This is a genomic window from Aquincola tertiaricarbonis (assembly GCF_000969605.1).
Lineage (GTDB): Bacteria > Pseudomonadota > Gammaproteobacteria > Burkholderiales > Burkholderiaceae_C > Aquincola > Aquincola tertiaricarbonis.
In genome coordinates this window covers 193,321-215,946 of record NZ_JZUE01000006.1, presented here as the reverse complement: position 1 = coordinate 215,946, position 22,626 = coordinate 193,321, and the positions used below count along the sequence as shown (strand labels likewise).

Sequence of the window (22,626 nt, the reverse complement as noted above, 5' to 3'; positions counted from 1 at the left end):
CGTGAGGCAGCACCAAGCCGCCCGTGGCCTCTTCGACCATGCCCCGCAGCCACATGTCGACAGCCGTGGGGTGCAGGGGCGGCCTGGTAGGTGACCCTCCTGAATCTGCATCAGGTCAGGAGGCGCAACAGGACGCCCTCCTGCGCGAAGTGCTCCACAGCGATCGGGTGAACCTGCCCAAGCGGCTGGGCATCGCCATCAAGCCGGCGCTGGAAAGCGTGGTGCTGGTCAGCAAGAACGCAAGGATCACGCGGCCGCGCACGAAGATCGACGGGCTCGACCGGCTCATCAAGACCGACCAGCTGCGACACCTGATCGAAAAGACGATCAACGAGGCTTCCGCAGCCACCACGCTGCTGGCCGTCTCCAAGGTGGTCAGCCAAGAGACGATGGAGGACGTCGCGCGGCAGCTGGTGCGGCTGCATCAACCCGCGCAGTTCAACTGGACCGCCAAGTTCGGCCTGGCCGCGGCCGCAGCGCCAGCGCCCGTGCAGATGGCGCACGTGCAGAGGGCGGCTGCTGCGGCCGACCCTTTAGTCGACCCGCATGAAGGCCGGCTGTCCACCTCCAGGCTGGCCAGTGCCCGCGGCCTGCGTTCTTCCAAGGAACTGCTGGACCGGCTGGTGTCGGCGGGCTTGCTGGCGGTCACTCCTGAAGGTGGCCATGTGCTCACGCCAGCGGGCCAGCAGGCCGGCGGCGTGTTCATCGCCAAGAGCCGCTTCGGGCCCTACTTTCTCTGGCCCCGGGACCTGCTGAGCGCCTGCGTTACCCTCCGCGCCCATGAAGATGGACGACGTGGACCGCCAGCTCATCGTGCTGCTGCGCCAGGATGCGCGCATGAGCGTGGCCACGCTGGCGGGCAAGCTGGGTGTCTCCCGCGGCACCGTCACCAACCGGCTGCGCAAGCTGGAGGATGAGCAGCTGATCGTCGGCTACACCGTGCGGCTGCGGCCCGATGCGGAGCCCAACCTGATCCGTGCCTGGACCAGCGTGCTGGTGGAAGGCAACCAGACCCGCGCCGTGATCGCCAGCCTGCTGGGCGAGCCCGGCGTGCAGGCCCTGCACGACACCAACGGCCGCTGGGACCTGCTGGTGGAACTGCGCGCCGAGACGATGACCGACCTGTCGCAGGTGCTGGAGCGGGTGCGGCTGATCAAGGGCATCGCCAACACCGAGACCAGCATCCTGCTGGCCACCTACCGCTGACACGGAGCGCCTCGGCCATGCACGTGCTGGATGCCCAAGCCACCCGCCGCGCGCTGCCCTTCGAGGCGCTGATCCCGGCGCTGCGCCGCATGTTCATCGAAGGCTGCGAGGTGCCGCGCCGCCATGTGCATCAGGTGGGCAGCTTCACCTCGCTGCTGATGCCGGCCTGGAACGCGCAGCACTACGGCCTGAAGACCATCAACATCGCGCCCGGCAATGCGGCGCGGGGCCTGCCCGGGCTGCATGCGGTGTACCAGCTGTTCGATGCCACCACCGGCGTGCCGCTGGCGCTGCTGGACGGCGACGAGATCACCGCCCGCCGCACGGCCGCGGCCTCCGCGCTGGCGGCCAGCTTCATCACGCCGGCCCGCCCACGCCGGCTGCTGGTGGTGGGCGCCGGCCGGGTGGCGCGGCTGCTGCCGCCGGCCTATGCGGCGGTGCGGCCGCTGCAGCAGGTGACGGTATGGGCCCGCTCGGCCAAGCAGGCCGAGGCCCTGGCCGCCGAATGGCGGGCGCAGGGCTTCGCGGCGCAGGCCGTGAACGACCTGGAAGCCGCGGTGCGGGCCGCCGACATCGTCAGCTGCGCCACGCTGGCCACTTCACCGCTGGTGCAGGGCGCCTGGCTGGCCGAAGGCAGTCACCTGGACCTGATCGGCAGCTTCACGCCCCAGATGCGCGAGGCCGACGATGCCTGCCTGGCCGGCGCCAGGCTGTATTTGGACACCGAGGAAGCGCTGGAAAAAAGCGGGGACCTGCTGGGCCCGCTGTCCCGCGGCGTCTTCACCGCGGCCGACGTGCGTGGCACGCTGGCGGCGCTGTGCCGCGGTCAAGTCGCCGCTTCAGGCAGCCAGGGCGATGGCCTGCCGGGCGCCGGCCGGGGCCGCACCGTCTTCAAGTCGGTGGGCACTGCCCTGGAAGACCTGGCCGCCGCCGTGCTGGCCTTCCAGGCCGCGAGCGCCTGAGGCTGCGGGCACTGCGCCGGTGGCCAGGCCGAACAGGTTCTTCGGGTCGGCCTGCTGCGGCACCAGGTCCACGGTGCTGCCGATGCCCAGCTCGGCCGTGGCTTCCTGCAGGAAGCACAGCGCCGAGTAGTCCTCCAGCGCAAAGCCCACCGAATCGAACACCGTCACCTGCTGCGGGCTGCAGCGGCCCGGCTGCCGGCCGGCCAGCACCTGCCAGAACTCGGTGACGGGGAAGTCCGCCGGCATCTGCTGGATCTCGCCTTCGATGCGGCTTTGCGGTTCGAACTCGACGAACACCGCCGCCTGTTCCAGCACGCCGCGGTGCAGCTCCGTCTTGCCGGGGCAGTCGCCGCCCACCGCATTGAGGTGCATGCCCGGCGCCAGCATGTCGGGCGTGAGGATGGTGGCCTGGGTCTTGTCGGCCGTCACCGTGGTCACCACGTCGGCGCCGCGCACGGCCTCTGCGGTGCTGGCGCACACCTGCAGCTGCAGGCCCTGGCCGGCGAGGTTGGCCACCAGCTTGGCGGTGGCAAGCGGGTCGGTGTCGAACAGCCGCAGCGTGGTGATGCCCGCCAGGTCGCGGAAGGCCAGCGCCTGGAACTCGCTCTGCGCCCCGTTGCCGATGAGCGCCATCACCCGGCTGCCGGGCCGGGCCAGCACGCGGGCGGCCAGCGCCGACATGGCGGCAGTGCGGATGGCGGTGGTGATGGTGAGCTCCGACAGCAGCCGCGGCGCACCGGTGGCCACGTCGGCCAGCAGGCCGAAGGCCATCACCGTGGGCAGGCCGCTGCGGGTGTTGAGCGGATGGCCATTGACGTACTTGAAGGCGAACTGGGTCGCATCGGCAATGGGCATCAGCTCGATCACGCCGTGGGCCGAATGGGCGGCCACGCGGGCGGTCTTGTCGAATTCGGGCCAGCGCAGGAAGTCGGCCTCGATGCGCCGGGCGATGCCGGCGATGCAGGCCGGCAGGCCCTTGCGCTGCACCAGCTGCACCATGTCCTGCACCGATAGATAGGTAGTGGAAAGCGCCGAAGCGGTGTCCATGGAAGTCTCCGTCGTTGTGTTCCAGGAAGTGTGCGGCGGGCTGCTGTCAGGCGGAAGCGTCAACTTCATGCACAAAAGCGGACGGCGCTGCCGTTTTGACAGCCTAATCTGCCCAAACGGCAACTTTGCAAGTGGCGCGCCGCTTGCCACCTGGCGGTGCAGCGCGGCCCATCCCGGGCCGCCGCGCTCCCAAGGAGAACTGCCATGAGCCAACCCTGGCTGCCCATCTGGCTGCTCGGCGCGCCTTTCGTGCTGGGCATCATCGAGTGGATCCGCACGCCCAAGGTCCGACGCAGCGACCGCTGAGTCGGCCCGCCGCGGGCCACTGCGCGTGAACAATTCACGCGGGTGGCTTGCGATGCGTCAGTTCTGACGCCGTTGCCAGCGCTGCGGGGCAGCGCTTTGGGATGTGCGCGCCGATAAGAAGGCGGTAGTCACCTTCCGATCGGCAGTCCCCATGAGGTTTTCGTCCCTGACCGTGCGCACCCGCCTGCTTGGCGCCTTCGGCATCCTGGCGGCCGGGCTGATGGTGGTGTCGGCCCTGGCGTTGCAGTCGCTGTCGGCTGCCAACCAGCGCTTTTCGCAGTACATCCATGGCGTGAACCTGCGGGCGCAGACCGCCGACCGCATCCACGAGGCGGTGGACCGCCGCGCCATCGCCGCGCGCAACCTGGTGCTGGTGGCGGGTGCCGCCGACATCGCTGCCGAGAAGGCCGCCGTGCTGGCCGCGCACAAGGACGTGCAGGACAACCTCGCGCTGCTCGCCCGCCAGGTGGCCGCCGCGCCTGACAGCACCGAACGCACCGACCGCCTCACGCAGGAGATCGCCCGCATCGAGCAGGCCTACGGCCCGGTGGCGCTGGGCATCGTGGAGCTGGCGCTGGCCCAGCGGCGCGACGAGGCCATCGACCGCATGAACCGCGAATGCCGTCCGCTGCTGGCCGCGCTGCTGAAGGCCTCGGAAGACTTCGCGCGCTACACCGACGACCGGGCCCATGCCATGACCGCGCAGGCCGAGGCCGACTACCTGCATCGGCGCAACCTGCTGCTGGGCCTGGGCCTGATGGCGCTGGCGGCGGCCACCGCCGCCGGCCTGCTGATCGCCCGCAGCCTGGGCCGCGCCCTGGGCGCGGAGCCGGTGGACCTGTGCCGTGCCGCGCAGCAGGTGGCCGGTGGCGACCTGGGCCCCATCCCTGGTGCCGACGCCGCCCCCAGCGGCAGTGCACTGGCTTCGCCGCGGGCGATGCAGGCCAGCCTGGCCGCGATCGTGAGCCAGGTGCGGGATGCCTCGCATGCGATTGCCACCGGCACCGCGCAGATCGCCACCGGCAATGCCGACCTGAGCGAGCGCACCGAGGAGCAGGCCTCCAACCTGCAGCAGACCGCGGCCTCCATGGAAGAGCTGACGGCCACCGTGCGCCTGAACGCCGACACCGCGCGCCAGGCCACGCAGCTGGCCACCGCGGCCAGCGCGGTGGCGGTGGAGGGCGGCGCCGTGGTGGGCCGCGTGGTGGACACCATGGGCGCCATCACTGCCTCCAGCCGGCGCATCGTGGACATCATCGCCACCATCGACGGCATTGCCTTCCAGACCAACATCCTGGCCTTGAATGCGGCCGTGGAAGCGGCCCGCGCCGGCGAGCAGGGCCGCGGCTTCGCGGTGGTGGCGGGCGAGGTGCGGGTGCTGGCGCAGCGCTCGGCCGAGGCTGCGCGCGAGATCAAGGCCCTGATCACCGACAGCGTGCAGAAGGTGGAAACCGGCAGCACCCAGGTGGGCGACGCCGGTCGCACGATGGACGACATCGTGGCCCAGGTGCGCCGCGTGAGCCAGCTGATCGGCGAAATCGAGCTGGCCACCACCGAGCAGACACAGGGCATCGGGCAGGTGGGCCATGCGGTGGCAGAGCTGGACAAGGTCACGCAGCAGAACGCGGCGCTGGTGGACCAGAACGCCGCCGCCGCCGATGGCGTGAGCCGCCAGGCCGCGCGGCTGGTGGACGTGGTGGGCGCCTTCAAGCTGGCGGCCTGAACCCGGCCGCGCCGGGCCCCCCGCCGCCTTCCTGTGGCGGCCGACACTAGGGCTTCCCCTCATCGGGAAGCCCTTTTTCGTGCTTGATTGCACTCAAGTTTTGTATACAAATATCGCATGCGCTGCCGCCGTCGGCAGGCATCGGACCTCACGCCGTCCTTCCAACCGAGGAGCGATCCATGACGACAGCCACCACCGCCTCCGCCGTACCTTCGGCGGCCGAGGCGCCCGCCGAATCCAATGCGTTGATCAAGCCCGGCTACCACCCGCGGCTGACCAACGAGGACCTGGCCCCGCTGAAGAAGCAGACCTGGGGCCAGTACAACATCTTCGCGTTCTGGATGAGCGACGTGCACAGCGTGGGCGGCTACATCACCGCCGGCAGCCTGTTCGCACTCGGCCTGTCCAGCTGGCAGGTGCTGGTGGCGCTGCTGGTGGGCATCGTCATCGTGCAGTTCTTCTGCAACCTGGTGGCCAAGCCCAGCCAGGTGACGGGCACGCCGTATCCGGTCGTGTGCCGCGCTTCGTTCGGCGTGCTGGGCGCCAACATCCCGGCCATCATCCGCGGTCTGATCGCGGTGGCCTGGTACGGCATCCAGACCTACCTGGCCTCCAGCGCCTTCATGATCCTGGCGCTGCACTTCTACCCTGGCCTGGCGCCCTATGCCGATGTGGCGCAGCACGGCTTCGTGGGCCTGTCCACGCTGGGCTGGGTGGCGTTCATGGTGATGTGGGTGCTGCAGGCGCTGGTGTTCTGGCACGGCATGGAAGCCATCCGCCGCTTCATCGACTGGGCCGGCCCGGGCGTGTACGTGGTGATGGCCGTGCTGTGCGGCTGGCTGGTGTGGAAGGCGGGCTGGAGCAACATCGACCTGAACCTGGGCGGCGTGAAGTTCCAGGGCTGGGACGCGCTGCCGGTGATGCTGTCGGCCATCGCGCTGGTGGTCAGCTACTTCAGCGGCCCGATGCTCAACTTCGGCGACTTCTCGCGCTACGGCAAGAGCTTCGACGCGGTGAAGAAGGGCAATTTCTGGGGCCTGCCGGTCAACTTCGTGTTCTTCTCGCTGCTGACGGTGGTGACCACCGCGGCCACGCTGCCGGTGTTCGGCGAGCTGATCACCGACCCGGTGCACACCGTCGGCAAGATCGACAGCACCACCGCCGTGGTGCTGGGCGCGCTCACCTTCATGATCGCCACCATCGGCATCAACATCGTGGCCAACTTCGTGTCGCCGGCCTTCGACTTCAGCAACGTGGCGCCGCAGCACATCAGCTGGCGCACGGGCGGCATGATCGCCGCGGTGGGCAGCATCTTCATCACGCCCTGGAACCTGTACAACAACCCCGAGGTGATCCACTACACGCTGGACGTGCTGGGCTCCTTCATCGGCCCGCTGTTCGGCATTTTGATCGCCGACTACTACCTGGTGCAGCGCCAGCAGATCGACGTCGATGCGCTCTACACCATGAGCGAGCGCGGCCGCTACTGGTACAGCCGCGGCTACAACCCCAAGGCGGTGATCGCGATGGTGCCCTCGGCGCTCATCCCCATCCTGTGCGTGATGGTGCCGGCCTGGCGCGGCGCGGCCAACTATGCGTGGTTCATCGGCATGGGCCTGGGCTTCGTGATCTACGCGCTGATCAACCGCAAGCAGTGAACTGAACGAACGCCCCATGCGCATCAAGATCATCAATCCGAACACCACGCAGCGCATGACCGACAAGATCGGCGCCTGCGCCCGCGCAGTGGCACGGCCGGGCACCGAGATCGTGGCGGTCAGCCCGGCGATGGGCCCGGCGTCCATCGAGAGCCACTACGACGAGGCGCTGGCCGTGCCCGGCCTGCTGCAGGAGATCGCGGCCGGCGAGCGGCAGGGCATCGACGGTTACGTCATCGCCTGCTTCGGCGACCCCGGCCTGCTGGCCGCGCGCGAGCTGGCCGCCGGCCCGGTGCTGGGCATCGCCGAAGCCGCGATGCACCTGGCCAGCATGGTGGGCAGCAGCTTCTCGGTGGTGACCACGCTGGGCCGCACCATCGGCCAGGCGCGGCACCTGGCGCAGGCCTACGGCATGGACCGCTTCTGCGCCAACGTGCGGGCCTGCGAGCTGCCGGTGCTGGCGCTGGAAGACCCGCGCAGCGGTGCGCGCGAACGCATCGTGGCCGAGTGCCGCCGTGCGCTGGAGGAAGACGGCTCCGACGTCATCGTGCTGGGCTGCGCCGGCATGGCCGACCTGTGCGAGCACGTGGCCGACGTGCTGGGCGTGCCGGTGATCGACGGCGTGGCCGCGGCCACGCAGCTGGTGGAGTCGCTGGTGAACCTGCGGCTGCGCACCAGCAAGCGTGGCGAGCTGGCCAGGCCGCTGCCCAAGGCCTACACCGGGGCCTTGCAGGGCTTTGCGCTGGACGGCTGAGGCACGGTGCTGCGCCACAATCGTGGCCATGCCCCGTGCCCGCAAGACTGCCGAAACCGCCACCGCTGAGTCGCCCGCCGCCGCCGACGTGGCCGCGCCGCAGGCCACGGTGGACAGCATTGCGCAGGACCTGGCCCAGGCCATCGTGGAAAAGCGCCTGCCGCCCGGCACCTGGCTGCGCGAGGAGGCCCTGGGCCGCGTGTATGCGGTCAGCCGAACCAAGGTGCGCGCGGCGCTGCTCACGCTCAGCAAGGACAAGCTGATCGAGATCATCCCGGACAAGGGCGCCTTCGTGAGCCGCCCCAGCGTGCAGGAAGCGCGCGAGGTGTTCGGCGTGCGCCGCATCCTGGAAGCGGAGGTGGTGCGGCTGTTCGTGGCCACGGCCCGGCGGGCGCACTACCAGGCGCTGGAGCAGCACATCCGCATGGAACGCAACACGCTGCGCGAGCCGGCCACCACCGGCACCGTGCGAGAGAAGCTGCTGGGCGACTTCCATGTGGTGCTGGCCGAGTGCACCGGCCACAAGGTGCTGACCGAGCTGGTGCGCGAGCTGGTGGCCCGCAGCTCGCTGATCGCGATGCTCTACCACTCCGACAACGATGCCCACTGCTCCAGCGACGAGCATGCGGAGTTCCTGCGCATCTGCCGCCAGGGCGATGCGGATGCCGCGGTGGCGCAGATGACCGGCCACCTGCAGCGCATCGAGAACAGCCTGCGCCTGGACGGCGGCGCGCCCGACCGGCAGACCGACCTGGTCAAGGCGCTGCTGGCGTAGGACGCCACCGGTGCCACGCCGCGCTGCCGGCCGGCAGAGCCGGTGACGTTGGCTGCGCACACTGCGGCATGAGCCAGCGCACCGTTCACCTCTACGTCTTCGAAGGCTTCGCCGACTGGGAAGCCGCCCATGCCATTGCGGCCATCAACCAGCCCGCCTTCCAGCAGCCCACCGACGACAGGCAGCCCTGGCGGGTGATGGCCGTGGGCGTGGCGGGCGACATGGTGCGTTCCATGGGCGGGCTGGCCGTGGTGCCCGACACCCATCTGGACAACGTGCTGCCCGACCACAGCGCCATGCTCATCCTGCCCGGCGGCCCGGGCTGGGAAGACCCCGAGCACCATGCCGAGGCCGAGGCGCTGGCGCGCCGCTTCGCGGACGCCGGCACGCCGGTGGCCGCCATCTGCGGCGCCACCGCCGGGCTGGCGCGTGCCGGCCTGCTGGACGACCGGCTGCACACCAGCAATGCACTGGCCTACCTGAAGGGCACCGGCTATGCGGGCACCGACCGCTATGACGACAGCGCCGCCGTCACCGACCGCGGCGTGATCACCGCCGGCGGCATGGCGCCGGTGGACTTCGCCCGCGAGATCCTGGCGCTGCTGGGCATCTACACGCCCGAAGTGCTGGCGGCCTGGCACGACCTGTACAAGACCGGCGAATCCCGGCATTGGATGCGCATGGCCGAAGCGGCCGGCACGGCGGACTGAAGCGCCAGCCACGGCGGCGCCCCCGGCCGGCACAGCGGCCTCAGCGGGCCGCGGCCACGTCCGGATCGCGCAGCATCACCGGCTCGCGCGAGCCCGCTGCCAGCCTGCGGCGCACCGCCTCGTCGATCTGCCGGGCATGGGCCACATAGGCGGCCACCAGGTCGTCACCGGCGCCCTGGGCCTGGAAGTGGTAGCGCAGCGTGGCCCCGCCGATGCTGGCCGCCACCGGCGGCTGGCCTTCCTGCGTGACCCAGAAGCGCACCGTGGCCGAGGCGGGATCGAAGAACGGCGGGTTGGTGTTCATGGGGTTCTCGGTTCATGGCCAAGCCGCACGATGCGCCGCGGCCGCGGCGCCGTCTGTGCGCTGGCGAACACAGAGAGCGTACGCTCGGCCACCAGGGAGGCCCATGGCCCAGATACCCGCCGGCACCATGCCGCGTGACAACCACTTGATCGCCGCGCTGAGCGACGGCGACCTGCAGCGCTGGTCGGCGCAGCTGGAACGGGTGCGGCTGCCGCTGGGCGCGGTGCTGTACGAGCCCGGCCGGCCGCAGACCCATGTGTTCTTTCCCACCACGGCCGTCGTCTCGCTGCTGTACGGCATGGCCAGCGGTGCCTCGGCCGAGATCGCGGTGGTGGGCCGTGAAGGCGTGGTGGGCATTTCCCTGTTCATGGGCGGCGAGTCCACGCCCAGCCGGGCGGTGGTGCAGAGCGCGGGCGAGGGCTTCCGCGCCCCGGCCCGGGGCATCCAGCAGGAGTTCCATCGCGCCGGCCCCACCATGCACCTGCTGCTGCGCTACACCCAGGCGCTGATCACGCAGATGGCGCAGACCGCCGCCTGCAACCGCCACCATGCGCTGGGCCAGCAGCTGTGCCGGCTGCTGCTGCTGCGGCTGGACCGCGTGCAGGGCGACCGCCTGGCGCTGACGCAGGAGCGCATCTCGCAGATGCTGGGGGTGCGCCGAGAAGGCGTGAGCGAGGCCGCGCTGAAATTGCGCCAGGCCGGCCTGCTGCGCTACAGCCGCGGCCACATCGAGGTGCTGGACCGCGCGGGGCTGGAGGCCCGCTCCTGCGAGTGCTATGCGGTGGTGCGCCGGGAGTACGAGCGGCTGCTGCCCGACCGCCAGGCGGTGTAGCCGACGGGCGATCAGGCCGAAGCCGGCGCCGGCTCCTGCGCCGGCTCCTGCGCCTGCTCCTGCGCCGGATGCTGGCTGGCATAACGCTCCAGCAGCACGTAGATCACGATGCCCGAGGCCAGCGGCAGCAGGTAGTACAGCGCGCGGTAGGCCAGCACCGCGCCCATCAGCTTGCCTTGCGGCACGGTGCCGGACAGCAGGGCGAGGTACACCGCTTCCAGCACGCCCAGGCCAGCCGGGATCGGCGTGACCACGCCCACCACCGCGGCGGCCATCAGCACGCCCAGCGTCATGCCATAGCTCACCTGGTCGCCCAGCAACAGGTACATGGCGCCGCCCATCAGCGCCCAGTTGCAGGCCGACATCACCAGCTGCACCAGGGCCAGCGGCCCCGAGGGCAGGCGCACCTTGCGCCCGCGGAACTGCCAGGTGCGGCCCTTGGAGGCGAAGCACCAGGCCACGTAGGCCGCCGCCAGCAGCACCATGCCCACGCCGATGGCGCGGAAGGTGGTGGCCGTCATGTGCGCCTGCTCGGGCGGCGCGATCAGGCCGGAGGCGAACAGGGTGCCGGCCAGCAGCCCGTAGCCCAGCCAGTTGGTGGCCAGGCTCACGCCCACCACCTGCGCCACCGTGGCTTCGTCCAGGCCGGCCTTGGCATACAGCCGGGCCCGCAGCGCCACCCCGCCCACCAGCGAACCCAGGTTCAGGTTGAAGGCATAGCTGGCCAGGGCGATGCCCCAGGTGCGCAGCAGGCCCAGCTTGTGGCGTGTGTGGTGGCGGCCGATGAGGTCGAAGCAGCCGTACAGCGCATGGCTGGCCAGCGCCAGGCCCAGCACGCCGGCCAGCAGCGAGAGCTTGTACTGCTTGAGCGCATGCCAGGCACCGGCCCAGTCGATCTTGTGCGCATGCGACAGCAGCATCGCCAGCACCAGCAGGCCGAAGGCCGGCACCACCCAGCGCTTGTAGCGCGCCCAGAGGCCGGCAATGCCGCGCTTGCCGGCCGCTGCGGAAGCGGCGGCCGCGCTGTCGTGCGCGGGGGAGGGGATGGTCGCCGAGTCGCTGGACATGGTGCACGCATGATCCGGTCCGGCCTGGCGCGGCGCCAGCCGCCGCGGGCTTCTCGCGCTGTAGGCGCTATCCGACGGTCGCGTGCCCGGCAAGCCGGCCATGCTCGGCCAGCAGCCAGCGGCGGAACTCCTGCATCGCCGGCGTGGGCGGGCGCGAGCGCAGCCGCGTGAGCCAGTAGCCGCCGAGGGTCACGCCGGTGTCGAAGGGCTGCACCAGGCGTTCCTGCCGCAGCGCGTCGGCGAACATCGCCGGCGGCAGCAGGGCCACGCCGGCGCCTTGCTCGGCGGCGGCGGCCATGGTCACCGACGAATCGAACACCGGCCCGCGCAGCAGCGGCAGCGGCTGGCGCGCCGCCTCGAACCACCGCGGCCATTCATCCACCCGGTAAGAGCGCAGCAGCAGCTCCCGACCCAGGTCGGCCGGCGACCGCAGCCGCCGAGCGATGGCCGGCGTGCACACCGGCGACAGCGGCGCCGTCATCAGTGCATCGGCCTCGGTGCCATGCCAGCTGCCGTCGCCGAAGCGGATGGCGCAGTGCAGGCCTTCGCCCGACAGGTCGACCCGGTTGTTGTGCGTCAGCAGCCGCAGGTCGATGAAGGGATGGTCGCGCTCGAAGGCCGGCAGCCGCGGCAGCAGCCAGCCCACCGCATAGGTGCCGACCGCGGCCACCGTCAGCACCTCGCGCAGCCGGCCCTCGCGGAACTGGCCCAGCACCGCGCCGATGCGCTCGAAGGTGTCGCTGAGCATCGGCAGCAGGGCCTGGCCTTCGTCGGTGAGCGCCAGGCCGCGCGGCAGGCGGCGGAACAGCGGCACGCCGATGCGGTCCTCCAGGTTCTTCACCTGGGCCGCCACGGCGTTCTGGGTAACCCGCAGCTCCAGCGCGGCGCGGGTGAAGCTGAGGTGGCGCGCCGCCACTTCAAAGGCGCGCAAGGCATTCAACGGCAACTGCATGCCCCAGATTTTCTGCGGTCTCGGCCACCGAATCCGCGTTTGTGGCCCGCGGCGGGGCTGTTTAACGTGGCGGCCATCCATCCCCCACCGCAGGAGATTCCCGATGCACCGACGCAGCTTCACCACCGGCATGGTGCTGGCCCTGGCCACCGGCTGGCAGGCCGCCGCCGCCAGCAAAACTTCAGGCAGCGCGGCCGATGGCCCGCCCGACTGGGCCGCCATCGAGGCCGGCGTCGGCGGCCGGCTGGGCGTGTCGGTGCTCGACACCGGCAGCGGCCAGGTCACCGGCCACCGGCTGGACGAGCGATTTCCGATGTGCAGCACCTTCAAGTGGCTGGCCGCCGCCCACGTGCTGCAGCGGGTGGACGCCGGGCTGGAGCGGCTGGACCGCCGCATCGTCTACGGGCCGGAGGTGCTGATCGCACATTCGCCGGTGACCCAGCGGCATGCCGACGGCAGTGGCATGACGCTGGCCGCGCTGTGCGAAGCCACCGTCACCGTCAGCGACAACGCCGCGGCCAACCTGATCCTGCAGACCCTGGGCGGGCCGGCCGGGCTCACCGCCTTCGTGCGCACGCTGGGCGATGCGCACACCCGGCTGGACCGCACCGAGCCCGAGCTGAACGAAGCCACGCCCGGCGATCCGCGCGACACCACCACGCCGCGGGCGATGGCCGGTGCGCTGCAGCGCGCGGTGCTGGGCGATGCGCTGTCGCCGGCCGGTCGGCAGCAGCTTGCGGCCTGGCTGGAGGCGGCCTCCACCGGCTTCAAGCGGCTGCGCGCGGCGGTGCCGGCGGGCTGGCGCGCCGGCGACAAGACCGGCACCGGCTCCCGCGGCACCGCCAACGACGTGGCGGTGTTCTGGCCGCCGGCCGCGCCGCCGCTGGTGGTGTGTGCCTACCTGACCGACAGCAGCGCCGCGCCGGCGCAGCGGGACGCCGCCCTGGCCGAAGTGGGCCGGCAGGCGGTGCAGCGGCATGCCGCGGCGGCCGGCGCGAAGCGTTCCTGACAGAGTGATCCTGCAGATCCGGCATGCTGAAGAAACAGGCACCGGGTCAGGGGGGAAAGCCCTGCTTGCGGGCACGCAGGCGGGTACGCAGGATCGCGGCTCCTTTCCACCCCGGAGCCCCGTGATGATGAAGAAGTCAGTCCTCTGCGCGGCCTTGTTCGCCGCGCCGTTCATGGCCACCCCCGCGCTGGCGGCCATCGACACGTACACCGCCTTCCTGTATGGCGCCAACGAAACCGGCGTGGGCGACCCCGACGGCTTCGGCGTGGCCACGGTGCTGATCGACAACCAGGCGCTCACCGTGTCCTGGTCCATCATGGCCAACGCCATCGACTTCCCGCTCACCGGCGCGCACATCCATGCCGCGCCGGCCGGCACCAACGGGCCGGTGATCGTGGACTTCGGCGGCAGCCTCACCGGCTCGCAGATGTACGACGCCGACCTGGCCTCGATCACGCCGGTCAATCCCAGCAGCTTCTACGTCAACCTGCACAATGCGATGTATCCGGCCGGCGCCATCCGCGGCCAGCTGCAGTACGTGGGCACCGCCATGGCGCCGGTGCCCGAGCCCGAGACCTATGCGCTGATGCTCGGTGGCCTGGGCTTGGTGGGCTTCCTGGTGCGCCGTCGCCAGGCCGCGCGGGGCTGAAGCCCCGTCGGGCGCCGCGCCTGCGGCGCCCCTCGCGCCGGACTCAACCCGCGACCGCGGCCCGGCGCGCCGCCGCCCGCGGGGCCAGCCACTGCAGCAGCGTGGCCTGCAGGCCGGCCAGCTGGATCGGCTTGGCCAGGTGCGCATCCATGCCGGCGGCCAGCGCCTGGCGCACTTCCTCCGGCATCACGCTGGCGGTCATCGCGATGAGCGGCAGCCCGGCCAGCGCCGGTTGCTGCCGGATGCGGCGGGCCGCCTCGTAGCCGTCCATGCGCGGCATCAGGCAGTCCATCAGCACGCCGTCCACCGCGGTGTGGGCCAGCAGGTCGAGTGCGGCCTGGCCGTCGCTGGCGGTCAGCAGCTCCACGCCGAAGGTGGAAAGCATCTCGGCGGCCACTTCCAGGTTGATGTCGTTGTCGTCCACCACCAGCACCCGCACGCCCCGCAGCGCCGCGGCGGCCTCGGCCGGGCTGGCAGGATCGCGCGCGCTGGCAGGTGACGCGTTGGTGGCGGTGCCGTCCAGCGCCGCGCGGCAGGCATCGCGCAGGGCCCAGGGTGTCACCGGCTTCTCGATCACCAGGCCGGTCAGGCGCTCGTCGGCTTCGTCCGCGGCGGCCAGCGACGGCGTCATGCGCAGCACCGGCGGCGCGGGCTGCAGCCGGCGCAGCGCGGCCCGCAGCAGCTCGCCGCCCTCGGCCAGCAGCAGCCGGTCGTCGGCCAGCAGGAGCTGGTAGGGCCGGTTGTCGGTGGCGGCCTGCACCACCTGCTGCAGGGCGTCCGGCGCGCCGGCCACCGCCTGCGGCTGCGCGCCCAGCGCGTCCAGCATGCGGCACAGCAGCGCGCGGGCGCCCGCATGCGCCTCGATCACCAGGATGCGCACGCCGTCCAGCACCCGGTCGCCGGCCGGCGCGTCCTGCGGCGTGGCCGGTGCGCAGGGCAGGGCCAGCTGGAAGTGGAAGCGGCTGCCGCGGCCGGGCGTGCTGTCCACGCCGATCACGCCGCCCATCAGGCCCACCAGCCGGGCGCAGATCGACAGCCCCAGGCCGGTGCCGCCATGGGTGCGGCTGATGGAGGCATCGGCCTGCTGGAAGGGTGAGAACAGGCGCTCGCGGGTGGCGGCGTCCAGGCCCGGGCCGGTGTCGTGCACCGAGACCTGCAGCGTCACCCGGCCGCCTTCGGCCGGCTGGTGGCGGATCTGCACCGTCACCTCGCCCTGCGCGGTGAACTTCACCGCGTTGTTGCACAGGTTGAGCAGCACCTGGCTCAGCCGCAGCGGGTCGCCCACCAGCTGGGTGGGCAGGTCCGGCGGCAGGTCGAACAGCAGCTCCAGGCCCTTGGCCTGCGCGGCCAGCGCCACCAGGCTGGCCACGTGCGACAGCCCGTCGCGCAGGTCGAAGGGCACCTCCTCCAGCTCCAGCTTGCCGGCCTCGATCTTCGACAGGTCGAGCACGTCGTTGATGATGCCCAGCAGCAGCACCGCGCTGCGGTGCGCCTTCTCCACGTAGTTGCGCTGGCGGGCGTCCAGCGCGGTGCGCAGCGCCATCGCCGACATGCCGATCACCGCATTCATCGGGGTGCGGATCTCGTGGCTCATCGTGGCCAGGAAGTCGGTCTTGGCGCGGCTGGCGGCCTCGGCGGCGCGCTCGGCGCTGCGGCGCACCTCCACCTCGTGGTGCAGCGCCTGGGTGCGGGCCTCCACCAGGTGCTCCAGGTGCGCATTGATGTGCGCGTTCTCGAAGGCCACCGCGAACTGCTGGCCCACCACCTTGAGCGTGTCGAGCTGGTGCTCGGCCAGCTGCGTGGCCACCTGCCGGTTCTCCAGGTAGAGCATGCCGCGGTGCTCCCCGCGGCTGAAGATGGGCAGCGCCAGCAGGCTCTTGACGCCACGCGCCAGCAGGTCGGCGTCGCGGCCGTAGGCCGGGTGGTCGCGCACCGCGGCCACCTGCACCGGCATCGATTGGGCGGCGAGGCTGCGCACCAGCGCAGGCGGCACCGGCGGTGGCGGATCGGCGTCGTCGACCGCGCGCCATTCATGCGCATCGCTGAACCAGGCGGCGGGCTGCCATTGGTCCTCCTCGCGCCACAGCAGCACGCCGCAGTCGGCCGCGGCATAACGCCGGACCAGGCCGAACAGGATGCGCTGCACCTGCTGCGGTTCGCGGCCGCGGGCCAGGGCTTCGGTGGCGGACAGCACCACGTCCACCTCCAGCGAACTCGACGCGGTGGCCGGCGTGGCGGCGGGCGCGGCCGCTGGCGCGCGGCCGGCGGCCTTGGCGGTGGCGCCCCAGGCCGCATAGCCGCTCGCGGCCATGTCCGCATAGGCCTGGGCGGCGCGCGGCAGGCCGGCCTCGGCATGGCAGGCGGCAGCCAGCTCGCAGGCCAGCGCCTGGTGCCAGCAGCGGCTGGCGACGGCCGCGCCGTCGATGGCGGCGTCGAAGTGCCGGGCCGCGGCCAGCCAGTCTCTCGCGGCCCAGGCGAGCAGCGCCTGCAGCAGCGTGTGCAGGTGCCCGAAGTTCATCGGCGCATGGGCGGCGCAGTCGGCCAGCCAGTCCTGCAGCGGTGCCAGCTCCGCCCGCAGTGCGGCGCCGTCGGCGCCGGGGCGGCGCAGCGCCACCGCCAGCGACAGCGCCCACAGCACGCGCTGCACGCCATGGGCGTAGAAGCTGCCGATGAGCCCCATGGACGGGCTGCCGCGGCGGCTGAGTGCCAGCACCTGCGGCCAGTCGTCGTGCAGCGCGGCGGCCAGCGCCCGGTACACGTAGGCGAAGGGCCCGGCCCAGCCCTTGGCGGTCGCGGGCTCCACCGGCATCGGCGGTCCGCCGCTGCAGGTGCGGTCGGTCAGCGCCCACAGCAGGTCGTCGAACACGATGTAGACCTCGCGCGCGGCCTCGTTGCTGGTGCGGGCCGCGCGGGCCAGCGCGTCGGCGATCTCGGCACGCACCAGGTCCAGGTGCGGCGCGCTGTCCACCAAGGCCGGCAGGGAAGCGAGGTAGCCGTAGCCGGCACATTCCAGGTCGCCGTGCACCAGCGCCTCGGCCGAGCTGGCATGCGCCGCATCGGCGCTGCGCTCGATCGGCTCCTGCCAGGGCATCACGCAGCTGGCCGCTGCCAGGCCCACCCGGTGGCGCTGCCAGCCGCCCTGCGAGGCCTGGGCCAGGCGCAGCGCCGCCAGCGAGAGTTGCTCCACGCCGTAGCGGTCGCGGCCGAGCGTCAGGAACACGGTGGACGCCAGCACCAGCACGAAGGGCAGGCGCTCGGTGCGGCCCTCCTCGCAGGCCAGGCGCACCGCCCGCAGCATCGCCCAGGCGAAGGCGGTCTGGTGGCTGCTCATCGAGGCCACGCCCGCGGCCTGCAGCAGCAGGGAGCTGGTGACCACGCGCGGGTCGGTGGTCAGCGGCAGGGCCTGCAGCCGCTCGGCCTGCAGCAGGTCGCGCCACGTCTGCCAGTGCGCCATCTCGGCGCTGGCCGCGGCTTCCCACTGGCCGTCTTCCGGCACCTCGAAGCCCAGCTGCCGCAGCTGCCACCAGATCATCGCCAGGCTCTCGGCCTGCCTTTGGCGCCCGTTGAGCGACATGGCCTGCAGCGACACCATCTGCGCGGCCTGCTCGGGATGCTGCCGCACGTCGGGCATGGTCCGGGCGAACACCGCATCGGCCGCCGCGAACCGGCCCAGGCTGAACAGCGCCGCATGCTGCACCAGGCCCCGCCGCAGATCGAGCGCCGCGTCGGCCGGCAGGCAGCGCTGCAGCCGGGCGGCGGCGTCGCAGAAGTGCAGCGCATGCGCGAAGGCGGCGCGGCCGCAGGTGCTCTCGGCGGCCAGCAGCAGCACCTGCAGCAGCGGGGCGGCCTCGGCCGGCGACTGCACCCGGTCCACCGCCGCGGCCACGTGCTCCGCCACGGCGAACAGCTGCGCCGGCGTCAGCAGGGCAGGCGCCCGCCCGTCCATCAGCACGCGCGCCATCGCCAGGTGCCAGTGCTGGCGCTGGGCCGTGTCCACCAGCGCCAGGGCGGCCTGCTGCACCTGGTCGTGGCAGAAGTGCAGCTGCCGCACGGCGGTGCCGCCCGGCCGGTTCGCATGCAGCGGGCTGGGCCGGGAGGTGAGCAGCAGGTTCTGCTGCAGCAGCGGCAACAGCTGGTCGTCCAGCGTCTGGCGGTCGATGCCCAGCGTGCTGCCGAGCAGCGCCTCGTCGATGGCGCCGCCCATGCAGGCGCACAGGCCCACCAGCGCCTGCGTCCGGGCATCCAGGCGCTTGAGCTGCTGCGCCAGCACCGCCAGACCGTCCTCGCTGGCCGGCAGCGCGGCCAGGGCCGCCACGTCCCAGTGCCAGCGGCCGTCGGTGCGCCGCAGCTGGCCGGCGTCGAACAGCTGCTGCACCTGCTGCAGCACCTGGAACTGGTCTCCGCCGGCGCGCTGGTGCAGCACGCGGGCCAGGTCGGCCACTTCCTCGGGCGCGGTGTCCAGCATGTCCGCCACCACCTTGCACAGGCTGGCCGCGCTCAGGCCACGCAGCGGCACCGACACCTGCTCCAGGCCGCTGGCGGCGATGTCGGCCAGCGCCTGGCGCAGGCCCGGCGACAGGTCGGCCTCGGTGTCGCGGTAGGCGCCCAGCAGCAGCACGCCGCCATGGCTTTCCTCGGTGGCGATGCGGCGCAGCAGCAGCAGCGAGTCGTCGTCGGCCCATTGCAGGTCGTCGAGGAACAGCAGCAGCGGCGGGCCGAGCTGGCGCGCGGCGCGAAACAGCGCCGCCAGCGCCATCGCGGTGCGCTGGGCCACGGCGTTCAGCTCCTGCGCCTCGCCGCCGGCCGCGGGTGCCGGCGCACGCGACTGGCCGTCGACCTGCAGCAGCGGCCCGAACGCCGGCACCAGCTGCACCAGCGAGCCGGCCTGCGGGCCCAGCGCCGCGCGCAGCAGCTGGCGCGTGGCCACCAGCTGCGCATCGGGCCCGGCCCACCAATGCTCGGCCAGCTGCGACAACGCATCCACCAGGCCGGCGCAGGGCTGGTGGCGGCTGTGCTGGTCGTACTTGCCCGAAACCAGCAGCATGCGCCGCGGCGCCAGCATCGGCATGAGCGACTTCACCAGGGTGGACTTGCCGGTGCCCGAGGCGCCATGCACCCACACCACGCGGCGCTGGCCGGCCGGCGCATCGATCGCGGCGAGGATCTGGCCGAGCTGGTCGTCGCGGTCCACCAGCCGCGACGGCGGCGCGGGCTGGGCTCGGTGGTCGTGGCGGCCCGGCACGAAGCCTTCGCCCGGCAGTGCCAGCAGCTGCTGCAGGTCCCGCCGCAGGCCGGCATGCGACTGGTAGCGGTCCTGCGGCCGCTTGGCCAGCAGCTTGTCGATCAATGCGGCGACGCCACGCGGCAGCGCGGGATTCAGCACGTCGGGTGACTCCGGCTGGCGCGCAAGCAGCGCATGCAGCCGCGTCAGGGGATCGGGCTCGGCGAAGGGCGGCCGGCCGGTGGCCAGCCAGTACAGCGTGGCACCCAGGCCGTAGAGGTCGGCGCGGTAGTCGATGCCGGCACCGACGCGGCCGGTCTGCTCCGGCGCGCTGAAAGGCCGCACTTTCACGGCCTGCGCCGCTGCCGACGGCGGCGCGACCGCGAAGCGCCGCTGGGCCACGGCCTCGCCGAAGTCCATCAGGCCGACCGCTTCGGTGGCCGCGTCCAGCATCACGTTGCCCGGCCGCAGGTCGCCGTGCAGCACGCCGGCGGCGTGCACGTCCTCCAGCACCTGCAGCAGCCCGAGCGCGATGCGCAGCAGCCGGTCCGCCGGCACGGGTCCGGCGCTGCAGGCGGCGGGCAGCGGCAGGCCGGGCAGCCGCGTCTCGGCCAGGGCGCGGCGGCCGGGGTCGAAGTCGATGAGCCGCGGCACGCCCGCCACCGATTGCAGGAGGCGAAGCACCTGCGCCTCGGCACGCAGCCGGTCGAGCAGCGCTTCGTTGCCGGGCCCCGCGTCGGCCTCCTTCAGCAGGCAGGGCTCGGCGGTGATGCTCCACCGACCGGGCGTGATGCGCAGCCCGTTGCGCTCGTAGGGCGTGCCCGGGGACAGAAGGCGCGCGCTGCTGGTGGCGGAGGAAGTGGCCATGGCGGTGGACGGCACCGCCGAGTTCTGCGCAAGGCCACCAGATGTGTCAGCAATGCTGGGTTTCTGATCTGGCGAGAAGGTAACCGGGAAGCGCGCCCGCCGCCACTAGGGGCTTCCGACCTGCACCGCGCGGTAGAGCGCGCGCACCAGGTCCGACTGGGTGATGATGCCCACCAGCCGCTGCTCCGCATCGATGATGGGAATGTGGTGGTGGCCGCCCTCGGAAAACAGCGGCACCAGCTCGATCACGTGGCGCTGCGCGCTGGCCACCCGCACCTGCCGCGTCATGATCTGGCCGACGGCCTCGGGCTTGCTGGTGTGGGTCAGGCCGCTGCGACGCACCAGCGCCCGCAGCCGGTCGCCCAGGCCGTGGTGCCGGGCCAGGTCGGCTTCACGCATGAAGTCGGCCACCGTGACGATGCCCACCACCCGGCGCGCGCGGTCGATCACCGGCAGCGCCTTGATGCGGCGCTGCTGCATCAGCGCCCAGGCCTCTTCCAGCGGCGTGCCGAAGGCCACCGTCAGCGGGTCGGTGGACATGATGTCGGCGCAGCGCAGCTCGCCCAGGTTGCGCCGGTAGGCGGCCAGCTCGGCATGGTGCAGCAGGGCCTGCAGGTCGTCTCGACTCACGTCCAGCACCTGGCCGTAGCGGGCCATCGCGGCGTCGAGGTCGGCCTCGGTGAAGCGGCTGCGCGAGGGCGGCGCGGCGGCGGCGGGCGCACCCGGCCCATGCGGATAACGCCGGCCGGTGAGGTGGTTGTAGGCCATGCCGGCGGCTACCAGCAGCAGCGAGTTCACCAGCATCGGGAACAGCGCGAAGCGCACGCTGCCCACCTGCGCCAGCACGACGAACAGTGCCGTGGCCCCGCCCGGCGGATGCAGGCAGCGCAGCAGGAACATCAGCGCGATGGCCAACCCCACGGCCGCCGCGCCGGCAAAGGCGGGATCCGGGATCAGCAGCACGCAGGCCACGCCCACCAGCGCCGACAAGGTGTTGCCACCCACCACCGCCCAGGGCTGGGCCAGCGGACTGGCCGGCACCGCGAACACCAGCACCGCGCTGGCGCCCAGCGGCGCCACCAGCCAGGGCCCGGCGCCGCCGCCCAGCCAGCGGCTGGCCAGCCCGGTCAGCAGGATGCCGAGCGCCGCGCCCACCCAGGCGCGCAACTGCTCGGTGCGGCCCACATGCACCGGCGCCGGGCGCAGGTCGCCGAGCCAGCGACGCAGGCCGGGCAGGCGGGTGGTGGCATCGGGCACCGCTGGCGCGGCTTCGGGCAGAGAGGTGGCACGGCTGGGGCTCGGGGACTGCATGCGCCGATGGTAGGCAAGCCGGCGCGGCGGCCGGCGCCGGGCTCAGCGGCGGCGCGGCAGCAGCTCGAACAGCGCCATGCCGGCCAGCATCGCCAGCACGAAGAGGCCGGCCTGCGGCAGTGCCATGCCCAGGCCCACCAGCGCCGGGCCCGGGCACAGGCCGGCCAGGCCCCAGCCCATGCCGAACAGCAGGCTGCCGCCCGCCAGCCGGCGGTCGATGCCACGGGCGGTGGGCAGCTGCATCGGCCCGCCCAGCAGCGCATGGCGGCGCCGGGCGGCAAGGGCGAATGCCGGCAGGCCCACCGCGATGGCGCCGCCCATCACGAAGGCGAGCGACGGATTCCAGGCGCCGGCCAGATCGAGGAAGCCCAGCACCCGGGCCGGATCGGCCATGCCGGAGACGATGAGCCCGAGCCCGAACACCAGCCCGGCCAGCAGGGCAGCGACGATCTGCAGCATGCCTGTGCCCCTCAGGCCGCCAGCAGGTGGCGGATGACGAACACGGTGGCGAAGCCGGCGCCCATGAACAGCAGGGTGGCCACCAGCGAGCGCGCCGACAGCCGCGACAGGCCGCACACGCCGTGGCCGCTGGTGCAGCCGCTGCCGTAGCGCGTGCCCAGGCCCACCAGCAGCCCGGCGGCCACCAGCAGGTCGGGGCCGGCATCGATGCGCGGCACCGGCAGCGGCGCGAACAGCCCGTAGGCCAGCGGCGCCAGCACCAGCCCGCCGACGAAGGCGGCGCGCCAACCCAGGTCGCCGCGCCGGGGCCTCAGCAGGCCACCCAGCACGCCGCTGATGCCGGCGATGCGGCCGTTGAGCAGCACGAACATCGCCGCCGCCAGGCCGATGAGCAGCCCGCCGGCGGTGGCCGCGAACGGGGTGAAGGCCGTCCAGTCGATCTGCATGGCGCTCATGCCTGCGGGCAGTACAGGGCGGCCAGCACGGCCAGGATCTGCAGCAGCCGCTCGTCGGCCACGCTGTAGAAGATCTGCTTGCCCTGGCGGCGGGTGGCCACCACGCCTTCGTTGCGCAACACGCCCAGCTGCTGCGACAGCGTGGGCTGGCGGATGCCCAGCGCGGCTTCCAGGTCGCCCACGCACTGCTCGCCCTGCGAGAGCTGGCACAGCAGCAGCAGACGCTCCTCGTTGGCCAGCAGCTTGAGCGCGGCGACGGCCTGGCCGGCGGCCTGGCGCAGGGTGTCGGGATCGGGGGCGACGAGCGGGTTCGGCATGGCTTCAATATATCAATGTATATATTGTGAGTCCATGAAGTG

Annotated in this window: 19 protein-coding genes and 1 pseudogene; 11 read left to right on the top strand and 9 right to left on the bottom strand. The window is 72.3% G+C overall.

Annotated features, from left to right (window positions below; genetic code table 11):
- Nucleotides 1-53: 53 nt before the first annotated feature.
- The 3 genes and pseudogenes from VO99_RS31255 to lhpI all read left to right on the top strand — a co-directional run.
- The gene (locus VO99_RS31255) at nt 54-917 is read left to right on the top strand and encodes a hypothetical protein (protein WP_232315321.1); all 864 of its coding nucleotides are present in this window, start codon (nt 54-56) and stop codon (nt 915-917) included.
- Nucleotides 838-1,206, top strand: coding sequence for an Lrp/AsnC family transcriptional regulator (locus VO99_RS09490; protein ID WP_232315320.1), 369 nt, complete (start codon nt 838-840; stop codon nt 1,204-1,206). Before VO99_RS31255 ends, VO99_RS09490 begins: the two co-directional genes overlap by 80 nt.
- A gap of 17 nt (nt 1,207-1,223) precedes the next feature.
- Nucleotides 1,224-2,099: pseudogene (gene lhpI / locus VO99_RS31250) on the top strand (bifunctional Delta(1)-pyrroline-2-carboxylate/Delta(1)-piperideine-2-carboxylate reductase); the annotation flags it as partial.
- Here the strand turns inward: lhpI and ocd are convergent.
- The gene (ocd, locus tag VO99_RS09480) at nt 2,046-3,215 is read right to left on the bottom strand and encodes an ornithine cyclodeaminase (RefSeq protein WP_157039507.1); all 1,170 of its coding nucleotides are present in this window, start codon (nt 3,213-3,215) and stop codon (nt 2,046-2,048) included. The pseudogene lhpI and the gene ocd sit on opposite strands and share 54 nt — an antisense overlap.
- Before the next feature lie 457 nt (nt 3,216-3,672).
- Between ocd and VO99_RS31825 the strand changes: the two genes are divergently transcribed.
- From VO99_RS31825 to VO99_RS09455, 5 genes are all read left to right on the top strand, one after another.
- Nucleotides 3,673-5,244, top strand: a complete 1,572-nt coding sequence (locus tag VO99_RS31825) for a methyl-accepting chemotaxis protein (RefSeq protein ID WP_046112585.1) — start codon at nt 3,673-3,675, stop codon at nt 5,242-5,244.
- A gap of 179 nt (nt 5,245-5,423) precedes the next feature.
- The gene (locus VO99_RS09470) at nt 5,424-6,902 is read left to right on the top strand and encodes an NCS1 family nucleobase:cation symporter-1 (protein WP_046112584.1); all 1,479 of its coding nucleotides are present in this window, start codon (nt 5,424-5,426) and stop codon (nt 6,900-6,902) included.
- A 16-nt stretch (nt 6,903-6,918) separates the two neighbouring features.
- On the top strand, nt 6,919-7,656 hold the full coding sequence (locus VO99_RS09465; RefSeq protein ID WP_046112583.1) for an aspartate/glutamate racemase family protein: 738 nt from the start codon (nt 6,919-6,921) through the stop codon (nt 7,654-7,656).
- 28 nt (nt 7,657-7,684) lie between these two features.
- The gene (locus VO99_RS09460) at nt 7,685-8,431 is read left to right on the top strand and encodes a GntR family transcriptional regulator (RefSeq protein WP_046112582.1); all 747 of its coding nucleotides are present in this window, start codon (nt 7,685-7,687) and stop codon (nt 8,429-8,431) included.
- 68 nt (nt 8,432-8,499) lie between these two features.
- Nucleotides 8,500-9,141 carry a DJ-1/PfpI family protein gene (locus VO99_RS09455; RefSeq protein WP_046112581.1) on the top strand — a complete coding sequence of 214 codons (642 nt, stop codon included), beginning with the start codon at nt 8,500-8,502 and terminating at the stop codon, nt 9,139-9,141.
- Nucleotides 9,142-9,181: 40 nt separating this feature from the next.
- Here the strand turns inward: VO99_RS09455 and VO99_RS09450 are convergent, their stop codons facing one another.
- Nucleotides 9,182-9,445: a DUF1488 family protein gene (locus VO99_RS09450; RefSeq protein WP_046112580.1), complete on the bottom strand. Its 264-nt coding sequence runs from the start codon at nt 9,443-9,445 to the stop codon at nt 9,182-9,184.
- A 103-nt stretch (nt 9,446-9,548) separates the two neighbouring features.
- Here VO99_RS09450 and VO99_RS09445 point away from each other — a divergent pair, with 103 nt between their 5' ends.
- Nucleotides 9,549-10,277: a Crp/Fnr family transcriptional regulator gene (locus VO99_RS09445; protein WP_046112579.1), complete on the top strand. Its 729-nt coding sequence runs from the start codon at nt 9,549-9,551 to the stop codon at nt 10,275-10,277.
- Nucleotides 10,278-10,288: 11 nt separating this feature from the next.
- Here the strand turns inward: VO99_RS09445 and VO99_RS09440 are convergent, their stop codons facing one another.
- A complete protein-coding gene (locus VO99_RS09440; RefSeq protein WP_083440476.1) occupies nt 10,289-11,344 on the bottom strand; it encodes a lysylphosphatidylglycerol synthase domain-containing protein in 1,056 nt (351 codons plus the stop codon).
- 67 nt (nt 11,345-11,411) lie between these two features.
- On the bottom strand, nt 11,412-12,296 hold the full coding sequence (locus VO99_RS09435) for a LysR family transcriptional regulator (RefSeq protein WP_046112578.1): 885 nt from the start codon (nt 12,294-12,296) through the stop codon (nt 11,412-11,414).
- A 103-nt stretch (nt 12,297-12,399) separates the two neighbouring features.
- On the opposite strand from VO99_RS09435, the gene bla reads away from it, so the two are divergent.
- Together bla and VO99_RS09425 are read left to right on the top strand one after the other, a co-directional pair.
- The gene (gene bla, locus VO99_RS09430) at nt 12,400-13,305 is read left to right on the top strand and encodes a class A beta-lactamase (protein ID WP_046112577.1); all 906 of its coding nucleotides are present in this window, start codon (nt 12,400-12,402) and stop codon (nt 13,303-13,305) included.
- 124 nt (nt 13,306-13,429) lie between these two features.
- Nucleotides 13,430-13,954, top strand: coding sequence for a CHRD domain-containing protein (locus VO99_RS09425; RefSeq protein WP_198156904.1), 525 nt, complete (start codon nt 13,430-13,432; stop codon nt 13,952-13,954).
- Nucleotides 13,955-13,997: 43 nt separating this feature from the next.
- On the opposite strand, the gene VO99_RS09420 is transcribed toward VO99_RS09425, so the two are convergent.
- The 5 genes from VO99_RS09420 to VO99_RS09400 all read right to left on the bottom strand — a co-directional run bounded on the left by VO99_RS09420 (nt 13,998) and on the right by VO99_RS09400 (nt 22,584).
- Complete coding sequence (locus tag VO99_RS09420) at nt 13,998-20,042, bottom strand: response regulator (RefSeq protein ID WP_046112576.1); 6,045 nt, start codon at nt 20,040-20,042, stop codon at nt 13,998-14,000.
- 105 nt (nt 20,043-20,147) lie between these two features.
- Nucleotides 20,148-21,353, bottom strand: a complete 1,206-nt coding sequence (locus VO99_RS09415; protein WP_083440475.1) for an HPP family protein — start codon at nt 21,351-21,353, stop codon at nt 20,148-20,150.
- A gap of 42 nt (nt 21,354-21,395) precedes the next feature.
- On the bottom strand, nt 21,396-21,812 hold the full coding sequence (locus VO99_RS09410; RefSeq protein ID WP_046112575.1) for a DUF6691 family protein: 417 nt from the start codon (nt 21,810-21,812) through the stop codon (nt 21,396-21,398).
- An 11-nt stretch (nt 21,813-21,823) separates the two neighbouring features.
- Nucleotides 21,824-22,258: a YeeE/YedE family protein gene (locus tag VO99_RS09405; protein WP_046112574.1), complete on the bottom strand. Its 435-nt coding sequence runs from the start codon at nt 22,256-22,258 to the stop codon at nt 21,824-21,826.
- 5 nt (nt 22,259-22,263) lie between these two features.
- Complete coding sequence (locus VO99_RS09400) at nt 22,264-22,584, bottom strand: ArsR/SmtB family transcription factor (RefSeq protein WP_046112573.1); 321 nt, start codon at nt 22,582-22,584, stop codon at nt 22,264-22,266.
- Nucleotides 22,585-22,626: the final 42 nt, after the last annotated feature.